The following is a 10,407-nucleotide window of genomic DNA, read 5'->3' as shown; positions in this document are numbered from 1 at the left end:
CATGCGAGAGTAGGACACTGCCAGGCATCAAATCAAGCCAAGACCCCATGCCAAAAGCGTGGGGTTTTTGCTATGTGGGAAATATAAAAGCCAAAGAAAGAGCCTTCTGCTGTGCAGAGGGCTTTTTTTATGCGCTCACTTAAAACAAAATACAATATGAGTATTATGATCGGTTAGACTAGCGCCAGAGCTAGTTAGAATGAGTACCTAATGTAATGTCGAATCAACGTTCCCCGCTAAAACATCTAAACACTTTTGCACTATCAGCCTACGCGAGCAATGTAATCAGTGCCAACTCTACACAAGAATTGATTGATGCATGGCATGAGTCTGTCTCGAAGCATCAACCTGTACTCTTGCTTGGGGAAGGCAGCAACGTACTGTTTATTGAGAATTACTCAGGGACAGTATTACTTAATCGTATTAAAGGTATTACTTTTACCGAAGATGATACAGCCTGGCATCTGCATGTAGGCGCAGGGGAGAATTGGCACCAGTTGGTATGTTATTCGTTGCAAAACAATATGCCGGGTTTAGAGAACTTAGCCTTAATTCCAGGCTGCGTAGGCTCTGCTCCAATTCAAAATATTGGTGCATATGGTGTTGAGCTGCAAAAAGTATGTGAATACGTTGATTTACTTGATATGGATAAAGGCACTGTTTTACGACTTTCTGCTGAAGACTGCCAATTTGGCTATCGTGACAGCATATTTAAACATCACTACGGTCATGGGTTTGCCATCGTAGCTGTAGGTATTCGATTAATAAAATCTTGGGTACCGACATTAGGTTACGGGGATTTAACGCGTATGGACCCCTTGACCGTGACAGCAATAGATATTTTCAACTCAGTCTGTGCGATGCGTCGGAGTAAGTTGCCGGATCCAACAGTGACTGGCAATGCAGGAAGCTTCTTTAAAAATCCGGTTGTGGATGCCGCTGTGGCTGAAGATATCGTGAAGCTTTATCCCAATGCGCCACACTACCCACAGCCTGATGGAACAGTAAAGTTGGCTGCAGGCTGGCTTATTGATCAGTGTGCCCTCAAAGGATACCAGATTGGTGGAGCCGCAGTGCATCAGCAGCAAGCTTTGGTACTGATTAATCTTGCAGAGGCTACTGGGCAGGATGTGTTGGGGCTAGCTAGCCATATCCGTCAGCAGGTCGCAAAGAAGTTTGCCATTTGGTTGGAGCCAGAGGTGCGCTTTATCGCAAGTAATGGCGAAGTTAATGCTGTGGAGCGTTTGTCGTGAAAGATATAAAAGTCCCCTTGCGATTAATCGGCATACTTGCCGACGGTGCTTTTCACTCAGGTGAGCAATTAGGTGAAATGTTAGGTATGAGTCGTGCTGCAATTAATAAGCATATGCACACTATCAGAGAATGGGGACTAGATGTCTTCACTGTGCCTGGCAAAGGTTATAGCTTACCGGCACCTATCCAATTACTTGATGAACAAACCATATTAAGTTATTTACCCGCAGGTCAAGTAGCTGTATTACCAGTAGTTGATTCGACGAATCAATATCTGTTAGATCGCATCACCGAACTTAAATCCGGTGATGCTTGTGTTGCCGAATATCAGCAAGCTGGTCGGGGGAGACGTGGCCGCCAGTGGGTATCTCCTTTTGGTGCTAATCTTTATTTATCAATGTTCTGGCGATTGGAACAAGGTCCTGCGGCCGCAATGGGACTAAGTTTAGTGGTGGGTATTGTCATGGCCGAGGTACTGCACAAATTGGGTGCAGAGCACGTCCGCGTCAAGTGGCCGAATGATTTATATCTAAACGATAAGAAACTGGCTGGAATATTAGTGGAACTCACCGGTAAAACGGGTGATGCAGCGCAGTTGGTTATTGGTGCCGGTATTAATCTGACCATGCGTGAATCAACGACTAATGTTATTAGCCAGGATTGGATTAATTTACAAGAAGCTGGCGTTAATATTGATCGCAATAAACTGACAGCAGAATTGTTATCCGAGTTACGATTAGCAGTAGTTAAATTTGAAAATGAGGGACTACCTGCCTTTATTTCACGCTGGCGAGAAATGGATAATTACCTTGATCGTCCAGTGAAGTTGATTATCGGAAACCAAGAGATATTTGGTATTGCTCGCGGGATCGATCAGCAAGGTGCATTATTATTAGAGCAGGACGGGAATATAAAACCGTATATTGGTGGCGAAATATCCCTTCGCGGAGTTTAATTGAGATATTAAGCGGGTAGTTATTCTACCCGCAACTTATTATTTTCTTAAACGCACACTTTCAACTGCATGATTGGCACTTTTAGTCATTATCAGGCTGGCTCGCTCACGCGTTGGTAAAATATTTTGCTTTAAATTCAATCCATTAATCTCTTTCCATAACTGAGTCGCAATCTTCACTGCTTCTGTTTCTGGCAGCTTTGCATAGTTATGGAAATAAGAATCAGGATTAGAAAACGCGCCCTGGCGAAACTTAAGAAACCGGTTGATATACCAACTTTGGAGTAAATCTTCTGGTGCATCAACATATATAGAGAAGTCTACAAAGTCAGAGACAAATACGTGGTGCGGGTCATGGGGGTAATCCATACCACTTTGCAGAACATTTAACCCCTCTAATATAAGAATATCCGGTTGTTTGATAATCTTATTACCATCAGGGACAATATCATATATTAAATGGGAGTAAACTGGTGCGGTGACATGGTCGGCACCTGATTTAACCTCAGAGACAAACTTCACCAAACTGTGCATATCATAGGATTGTGGGAATCCTTTTTTCTTCATCAACCCACGCTCGTTCAGCACTTTATTCGGATAAAGAAAACCATCTGTAGTAATCAGCTCGACACTACGATGCTCTGGCCAGCGGCTTAGCAGCGCTTGTAGTAAACGAGCGGTTGTACTTTTTCCTACCGCGACACTGCCTGCAATACCGATAACATAGGGTATACGTTGGCCATCAGTTCCAAGAAATTGCTCCAGAACCGCCTGGCGACGCAAATTAGAACTGATATAAAAATTAAGTAGTCGTGAGAGCGGTAGATATATCTGTGCCACTTCATCTAATGAAAGGTCTTCGTTAATCCCTTTGAGTTTAACGATTTCTTCTTCTGTTAGCGTCAATGGTACTGAGTCGCGCAAAGCAGCCCACTGAGTACGATCGAACTGTAGATAAGGCGTCGCTAAAGATTGATCTCTTTTTGTCATAAGCCAAATTCTGCCTGTTAACGCAGGTTGGGAAAGGCGCTGGACGCCAACTCCAGATAAGAAACAAGCTGCATATTATAGGCAGCTTGCTTTTTGGCGTAGACATTTTTGTATTTAGTGAGTGATTTCTTTGATATGTGTTGCTATTCCGATCAATTAAGAAGGACTATGCCAGGCTTTTGCTCTGTGGTTGATCGGATTTATCATTATTAGCTAGCTATCGAGGTATGTGTCTGATTCACAGAGAATAAGCGCTTAAAGTAAATAGCGGTTGGATGATAGTAACCATCTGGAGTACAGGCATAATCAGGGATCTCGCCCATACATCGATACCCTTGCGTGCGATAAAAAGACTCAGCGGGGGAGCCAGCTTCAGTATCCAAATATAACAATCCGCGACGAAGTTGAACCGCAGTATTTTCCATCTCAATAATCAATTTATGCCCAACCCCAGCACGGCGGCTACGGCTGTGAACTAATAATTTTTGTACTTCAGCCCGGTTTAAACCATTTGGCTTTTGGCATAAATCTAATTGGATGGTACCCACGACCCCGGTTTCATCACGTGCTATCCATAACAGTAATGTACCTTTCGTTATGGCAGGGTGAAGACTATGGTAGTAGTTCTCTGCCTCATCTTGTGAGATCTCTCGGGTGCTATAGCCGATTGACGCACCATGAGATACAGCATCAATTAGTAAATGTGCCAGCTCACTTCGGTATATCGGCAATGTCGCCGCATTCAGTAAAACTATCTTCATAATAAAGCCCCTGCGTGATAGCTGGTTTGCGCATACATTGGTGTTTAAGCAATAAGTAGGCCAAATAGGTAACAGTGATATTGTTGGCGTTGGGCCATATTTTCTTACTATCTCTGCCCCAAAATTGACGTATTTCCTCATTTTGGGGCAAAGGACTAAACTTATTTTAGCTTTGTACGAGGGAAGTTTGTTTGGCTATGGAATATTGACAGGTTTTTGGGGATGATTTTCATTCATAGATTTGGGTAATAAGACCAAATCGCTGAGCGCGATTTAAGCTAACCTTGGTCAATAATACACCTCACGTTCAAAAAGCGGCTGTTTTGTGAGCGAAAGGGCATGTTATGCGATTTTTTTGTTGCATCATAGGCTCACTCTACCTAGAATGCGCTGCACTTGATGCCGGCATAGCTCAGTTGGTAGAGCAACTGACTTGTAATCAGTAGGTCCCGAGTTCGACTCTTGGTGCCGGCACCATTCAAGTATTAAAAATTAGGTGGGGTTCCCGAGCGGCCAAAGGGAGCAGACTGTAAATCTGCCGTCATCGACTTCGAAGGTTCGAATCCTTCCCCCACCACCATTTAAGCCTTGGGTCCTAAGGTGATTCAGATAAACGAATCTCAATAAGTACTCAGGGGAAGGTGAAAACCTTCGACAAGGTTCGAGCCGAGCGTAGCGAGACAGCGACGCGAAGCGGCGACCCGAAGGGTGAGGAGCGAAGTGACGAATAATCCTTCCCCCACCACCATATTTAACCTTGAGTCTCAGGCGATTCAGAAGACCGAACCCCTATACACACTCAAGGCGAGAGTTACTCTCGATGAAGAGTGAAGTGGCCAAGCCCTTCCTTTCAAGTTTCTGCAGATTAAGTCAGGTAGCCGAGTTCTAAGATGCGGGCATCGTATAATGGCTATTACCTCAGCCTTCCAAGCTGATGATGTGGGTTCGATTCCCACTGCCCGCTCCAAGATGTGCTGATATGGCTCAGTTGGTAGAGCGCACCCTTGGTAAGGGTGAGGTCGGCAGTTCGAATCTGCCTATCAGCACCACTCCTCATTCTCTCGTCCCCTGATTTTCTTTCTGCGTAATGGATTCAACAAGCATGCGCTTGGTTGATGTGGTGAAACCACCGATTCCGTGTCTTAGAGGGACAATCGATGTCTAAAGAAAAGTTTGAACGTACAAAACCGCACGTTAATGTGGGTACTATCGGCCACGTTGACCATGGTAAAACTACCCTAACTGCTGCAATCACCACCGTTCTGGCTAAAACCTACGGCGGAAATGCTCGTGCATTCGACCAAATTGACAACGCTCCTGAAGAGAAGGCGCGTGGTATCACCATCAACACGTCTCATGTTGAATATGACACCCCGTCACGTCACTATGCGCACGTTGACTGCCCAGGGCACGCCGACTACGTTAAAAACATGATCACCGGTGCTGCTCAGATGGACGGCGCTATCCTGGTTGTTGCTGCAACTGATGGCCCAATGCCACAGACTCGTGAGCACATCCTGTTGGGTCGTCAGGTTGGCGTTCCTTACATCATCGTATTCATGAATAAATGTGACATGGTTGACGATGAAGAGCTGCTGGAACTGGTAGAAATGGAAGTGCGTGATCTTCTGTCTACCTACGATTTCCCAGGCGATGATACGCCGGTTGTTCGTGGTTCAGCGCTGAAAGCATTGGAAGGCGAACCTGAGTGGGAAGCAAAAATTATCGAACTGGCCGGCTACCTGGATTCTTACATCCCAGAACCAGAGCGTGCTATCGATAAGCCGTTCCTGCTGCCAATCGAAGACGTATTCTCTATCTCTGGCCGTGGTACCGTTGTAACGGGTCGTGTAGAGCGCGGTATTGTTAAAGTTGGCGAAGAAGTCGAAATTGTTGGCCTGAAAGATACCGTTAAATCTACTTGTACTGGCGTTGAAATGTTCCGCAAATTGCTGGACGAAGGCCGTGCAGGTGAGAACGTTGGTGTTCTGCTGCGTGGTATCAAGCGTGAAGATATCGAACGTGGTCAAGTTCTTGCTAAACCAGGTTCTATTAAGCCACACACCAAATTTGAATCAGAAGTTTATATTCTGAGCAAAGATGAAGGTGGTCGCCATACTCCGTTCTTCAAAGGCTACCGTCCTCAGTTCTACTTCCGTACAACTGATGTAACCGGTACTATTGAACTGCCAGAAGGCGTTGAGATGGTGATGCCAGGTGATAACATTCAAATGATTGTTAACCTGATTGCTCCTATCGCAATGGATGACGGCTTGCGCTTCGCAATTCGTGAAGGCGGTCGTACTGTAGGTGCTGGCGTTGTTGCTAAAGTCATTGAATAAGATTTGACGCGACATGCGATAAAAGGGCATCATTTGATGCCCTTTTTCTACGTTGTCATACTAGAACCTATCTCATCAGTGGTTTTTTCATCATAATTACTGGTGAGATGGGCTCTGGAAGTACGGCGGATAGTGCTGAGTGGTGCCGATTAGAGAGTCTCTAGAGCATCCTTCGGCTTGGTTTGCTTTGCGGTGCGAAGCAAAGTTGTTTGTTCTGAATCATAGTGACAGGTTGGTTTATGAGTGCGAATACCGAGGCTCCAGGGAGCGGACGCGGCCTGGAAACGGCTAAATGGCTAATCGTTGCTGTACTGTTAGTTGCAGCTATAGTTGGTAATTATTATTACCGTGATTTCAGCCTGCCGCTGCGCGCGTTGGCAGTTGTAGTAATTATCGCTGTTGCCGGTGCTGTTGCATTGATGACGGCAAAAGGCAAAGCCACTGTAGCGTTTGCTCGTGAAGCACGCACGGAAGTGCGTAAAGTGATTTGGCCTACCCGTCAGGAAACTCTGCACACAACGTTAATCGTTGCTGCGGTAACTGCTGTAATGTCACTGATTCTATGGGGGCTGGATGGTATTCTGGTCCGCCTGGTATCATTTATTACTGGCCTGAGGTTCTAAGATGTCTGAAGCACCAAAAAAGCGTTGGTACGTCGTTCAGGCGTTTTCCGGTTTTGAAGGCCGCGTAGCACAATCGCTGCGTGAGCATATCAAGTTACATGACATGGAAGAGCTGTTTGGCGAAGTCATGGTTCCAACGGAAGAAGTCGTCGAGATTCGTGGCGGTCAACGTCGTAAGAGTGAGCGTAAATTCTTCCCAGGCTATGTACTGGTTCAGATGGTAATGAACGACGCCAGCTGGCACTTAGTGCGTAGCGTGCCACGTGTAATGGGCTTTATCGGTGGTACATCCGATCGTCCGGCACCAATCAGTGATAAAGAAGTTGATGCGATTATGAATCGTCTTCAACAAGTGGGTGATAAACCACGTCCTAAAACACTGTTTGAGCCAGGTGAGTTGGTTCGTGTTAGCGATGGTCCGTTTGCAGACTTCAACGGTGTTGTTGAAGAAGTGGACTACGAAAAGAGCCGCTTGAAAGTGTCTGTTTCCATTTTTGGCCGTGCAACTCCGGTTGAACTGGATTTCAGTCAGGTAGAAAAAGGCTGATTCATTTTTCGCCATTGGTTGAAATTTGAGTCTTGTCTTAGGCGTGAAATTACAATATAATTTCGCGCCTTTTGTTTTTAGATGTCTTGCTTTTTGTCATCCGTGACAACTTATTTCATAGTAAATAATAGCGAGACAAAACACGGGGAGCCTCGAACGCGAGGCGATATTACCCAAATCGAGGAAATCGTAAATGGCTAAGAAAGTACAAGCCTATGTCAAGCTGCAAGTTGCAGCTGGTATGGCGAACCCAAGTCCACCAGTTGGCCCAGCATTGGGTCAGCAAGGTGTTAACATCATGGAATTCTGTAAAGCGTTCAATGCTAAGACTGAAAGCATTGAAAAAGGCCTGCCAATCCCTGTTGTTATTACAGTTTATTCTGACCGCTCTTTCACTTTCGTTACTAAAACCCCGCCAGCAGCAGTTCTGCTGAAAAAAGCGGCAGGTATTAAGTCTGGTTCCGGCAAGCCGAACAAAGACAAAGTAGGGACTGTGACCAGTGCTCAGATCCGTGAAATCGCAGAAACCAAAGCTGCGGATATGACTGGTGCTTCAATTGACGACATGATGCGTTCAATTGAAGGTACTGCTCGTTCCATGGGCCTGGTAGTGGAGGGTTAATAAATGGCTAAGCTGACCAAGCGCATGCGCGTGATCCGTGACAAAGTTGATGTTACTAAGCAATATGATATCAACGAAGCTGTTGCCCTGCTGAAAGAGCTGGCTACTGCTAAATTCGTAGAAAGCGTGGACGTTGCCGTTAACCTCGGTATCGACGCACGTAAATCTGACCAGAACGTTCGTGGTGCAACTGTGTTGCCACACGGTACTGGCCGTTCAGTACGCGTTGCTGTTTTCGCTCAGGGTGCAAACGCTGAAGCTGCGAAAGAAGCAGGCGCTGAATTGGTAGGTATGGAAGATCTGGCTGATCAAATCAAGAAAGGCGAAATGAACTTCGACGTTGTTATTGCTTCCCCAGATGCAATGCGCGTTGTTGGTCAATTGGGCCAAATCTTGGGTCCACGCGGCCTGATGCCAAACCCTAAAGTGGGTACTGTTACTCCTAACGTTGCTGAAGCAGTTAAGAATGCTAAAGCAGGTCAGGTTCGTTATCGCAACGATAAAAACGGTATTATCCACACTACCATTGGTAAAGTTGATTTCGACTCAGAGAAGTTGAAAGAAAACTTAGAATCTCTGGTTGTTGCGCTGAAGCGTGCTAAACCTGCTACAGCGAAAGGCGTTTATATCAAGAAAATCAGCCTGTCCACCACCATGGGCGCCGGCGTTGCTATTGATCAAAGCGGCCTGTCAGCAGTAGTGAACTAATCACTAATTGCTTTTATCGCTTTACGTGGGCGTAAGGTTTGTCTAGAATCTTACGCCCATGCTTCTGTTGATGGCTTATTTGTTAATCACAAATGTCCGATCGGCAGAGGAACAGAATTTTTCGGTTGGAGCTTGGCCTTATCCAAGCCTCCGTCCAAGACCGCAGGTGTGTTGTAAAACACTTAATTTCCTGCGTAGACGGTGACAGAACCTGAAGCATTTTTTTATTTTTTTGTTTATCAAGAATAAAAAAGAATGGTCTTTGCTGGATTCTGCTCACCGTGTTTCAACGCCCGTTCATTACAATTTAGTAATGTTTTGGGTGACGTGAGTTCCGGGGAATTAATCCCCGGTTAATCCAGGAGCAAGAACTAATGGCACTAAATCTTCAAGGCAAACAAGCGATTGTTGCTGAAGTTAAAGAAGTAGCCAAAGGTGCGCTGTCTGCGGTTGTTGCGGATTCCCGTGGCGTTACCGTTGATAAAATGACTGAACTGCGTAAAGCAGGTCGTGAAGCTGGCGTTCACATGCAAGTTGTTCGTAACACCTTGCTGTCACGCGCAGTTGAAGGGACTCCATTTGAGTGCCTGAAAGACACGTTTGTTGGTCCAACCTTGATTGCATTCTCTTCTGAACACCCGGGCGCAGCTGCTCGTCTGTTCAAAGCATTTGCTAAAGAAAATGCAAAATTCGAGGTTAAAGCAGCAGCCTTTGAAGGCGAGTTAATCCCTGCGGCTCAGATCGACCGCCTGGCAACTCTGCCAACCTACGAAGAAGCAATCGCACGTCTGATGGGAACCATGAAAGAAGCCGCTGCTGGCAAATTGGTTCGTACATTGGCTGCGCTGCGTGACCAGAAAGAAGCTGAAGCGGCTTAATTGCCCTCACTTTTTAGTCATTGCTTTTTAACGTATAAACTATTTCTGTATTTTAGGAACAATTGTTATGTCAACTATCACTAAAGACCAAATTCTGGAAGGCGTTGCAGCTCTGTCTGTAATGGAAATCGTTGAACTGATCTCTGCTATGGAAGAGAAATTCGGCGTTTCAGCTGCTGCTGTTGCTGCAGGTCCTGCTGCTGCTGCTGAAGCTGTAGAAGAACAAACTGAATTCAACGTTGTTCTGGCTTCATTCGGCGACAACAAAGTTGCAGTAATCAAAGCTGTTCGCGGCGCAACTGGCCTGGGCTTGAAAGAAGCTAAAGACCTGGTTGAATCTGCACCTGCAGTTCTGAAAGAAGGCGTGAACAAAGACGAAGCTGAGTCTCTGAAAAAATCTCTGGAAGAAGCTGGTGCTTCTGTTGAGATCAAGTAAGTTAAGCTTTGAGTTCGCAGCCTGACTTATAGGCTGATGGCTGGTGACTTTTTAGTCATCAGCCTTTTTGCGCTGTAGGGCGTTAGTCGCATTTCACACTGTTTAGCGGCTAACTAACCCCTAATATTCCTTTCTATTGACGACTTAATATACTGCGTTCTCAGCTACGACCCACTCGGGTAGCTCGGTAGTTAAAGTAACGCGATGAAATGGTTTAAGAGTGATAGAAAAGAGTATTCCGAGGAGTGTTTCGACTTCTCGTTCTAAATAATAGTGTTGCACGACCTGTCC

Annotated in this window: 11 protein-coding genes, 4 tRNA genes and 1 other RNA gene; 14 read left to right on the top strand and 2 right to left on the bottom strand. The window is 45.7% G+C overall.

Annotated elements, in window-relative coordinates; all coding sequences use genetic code 11:
- Positions 1 to 215 precede the first annotated feature (215 nt).
- A complete protein-coding gene (murB, locus tag QSV56_RS21575; RefSeq protein WP_019080257.1) occupies positions 216 to 1,253 on the top strand; it encodes a UDP-N-acetylmuramate dehydrogenase in 1,038 nt (345 codons plus the stop codon).
- A complete protein-coding gene (gene birA, locus QSV56_RS21570; RefSeq protein ID WP_011815379.1) occupies positions 1,250 to 2,209 on the top strand; it encodes a bifunctional biotin--[acetyl-CoA-carboxylase] ligase/biotin operon repressor BirA in 960 nt (319 codons plus the stop codon). The genes murB and birA overlap by 4 nt, the downstream gene beginning before the upstream one ends.
- Positions 2,210 to 2,248: 39 nt before the next feature.
- Here birA and coaA read toward each other — a convergent pair whose 3' ends face one another.
- Together coaA and QSV56_RS21560 are read right to left on the bottom strand one after the other, a co-directional pair.
- Positions 2,249 to 3,199, bottom strand: a complete 951-nt coding sequence (gene coaA, locus QSV56_RS21565) for a type I pantothenate kinase (RefSeq protein WP_005165813.1) — start codon at positions 3,197 to 3,199, stop codon at positions 2,249 to 2,251.
- A 209-nt stretch (positions 3,200 to 3,408) separates the two neighbouring features.
- Positions 3,409 to 3,960, bottom strand: a complete 552-nt coding sequence (locus tag QSV56_RS21560; RefSeq protein ID WP_019080255.1) for a GNAT family N-acetyltransferase — start codon at positions 3,958 to 3,960, stop codon at positions 3,409 to 3,411.
- A 401-nt stretch (positions 3,961 to 4,361) separates the two neighbouring features.
- Here QSV56_RS21560 and QSV56_RS21555 point away from each other — a divergent pair.
- From QSV56_RS21555 to rplL, 12 genes are all read left to right on the top strand, one after another.
- A tRNA-Thr gene (locus tag QSV56_RS21555) sits at positions 4,362 to 4,437 on the top strand.
- 18 nt (positions 4,438 to 4,455) lie between these two features.
- Positions 4,456 to 4,540 (top strand) — tRNA-Tyr (locus QSV56_RS21550).
- A 41-nt stretch (positions 4,541 to 4,581) separates the two neighbouring features.
- A non-coding RNA gene (locus tag QSV56_RS21545) (RtT sRNA) lies at positions 4,582 to 4,708 on the top strand.
- 144 nt (positions 4,709 to 4,852) lie between these two features.
- Positions 4,853 to 4,927: transfer RNA gene (locus QSV56_RS21540), tRNA-Gly, on the top strand.
- Between the two features lie 6 nt (positions 4,928 to 4,933).
- Positions 4,934 to 5,009 (top strand) — tRNA-Thr (locus QSV56_RS21535).
- Between the two features lie 108 nt (positions 5,010 to 5,117).
- Positions 5,118 to 6,302: an elongation factor Tu gene (gene tuf, locus QSV56_RS21530; RefSeq protein WP_005165809.1), complete on the top strand. Its 1,185-nt coding sequence runs from the start codon at positions 5,118 to 5,120 to the stop codon at positions 6,300 to 6,302.
- Between the two features lie 239 nt (positions 6,303 to 6,541).
- Positions 6,542 to 6,925 carry a preprotein translocase subunit SecE gene (secE, locus tag QSV56_RS21525; RefSeq protein WP_004704671.1) on the top strand — a complete coding sequence of 128 codons (384 nt, stop codon included), beginning with the start codon at positions 6,542 to 6,544 and terminating at the stop codon, positions 6,923 to 6,925.
- 1 nt (position 6,926) lies between these two features.
- Positions 6,927 to 7,472 carry a transcription termination/antitermination protein NusG gene (nusG, locus tag QSV56_RS21520; protein ID WP_002210671.1) on the top strand — a complete coding sequence of 182 codons (546 nt, stop codon included), beginning with the start codon at positions 6,927 to 6,929 and terminating at the stop codon, positions 7,470 to 7,472.
- Positions 7,473 to 7,665: 193 nt separating this feature from the next.
- Positions 7,666 to 8,094 carry a 50S ribosomal protein L11 gene (gene rplK / locus QSV56_RS21515; RefSeq protein ID WP_005165805.1) on the top strand — a complete coding sequence of 143 codons (429 nt, stop codon included), beginning with the start codon at positions 7,666 to 7,668 and terminating at the stop codon, positions 8,092 to 8,094.
- A gap of 3 nt (positions 8,095 to 8,097) precedes the next feature.
- On the top strand, positions 8,098 to 8,802 hold the full coding sequence (rplA, locus tag QSV56_RS21510) for a 50S ribosomal protein L1 (RefSeq protein WP_005165803.1): 705 nt from the start codon (positions 8,098 to 8,100) through the stop codon (positions 8,800 to 8,802).
- Between the two features lie 374 nt (positions 8,803 to 9,176).
- Positions 9,177 to 9,680 (top strand): 50S ribosomal protein L10, encoded by a 504-nt coding sequence (rplJ, locus tag QSV56_RS21505; protein ID WP_019080252.1) that lies wholly within the window; start codon positions 9,177 to 9,179, stop codon positions 9,678 to 9,680.
- Between the two features lie 67 nt (positions 9,681 to 9,747).
- The gene (gene rplL / locus QSV56_RS21500) at positions 9,748 to 10,116 is read left to right on the top strand and encodes a 50S ribosomal protein L7/L12 (RefSeq protein WP_004876762.1); all 369 of its coding nucleotides are present in this window, start codon (positions 9,748 to 9,750) and stop codon (positions 10,114 to 10,116) included.
- Positions 10,117 to 10,407 lie beyond the last annotated feature (291 nt).

Origin of the sequence: Yersinia sp. 22-579 (assembly GCF_030433455.1) — a bacterium.
GTDB lineage: Bacteria > Pseudomonadota > Gammaproteobacteria > Enterobacterales > Enterobacteriaceae > Yersinia > Yersinia enterocolitica.
Note: the sequence above shows the minus strand (reverse complement) of the source record. Positions and strands in the feature narration are given on the sequence as shown.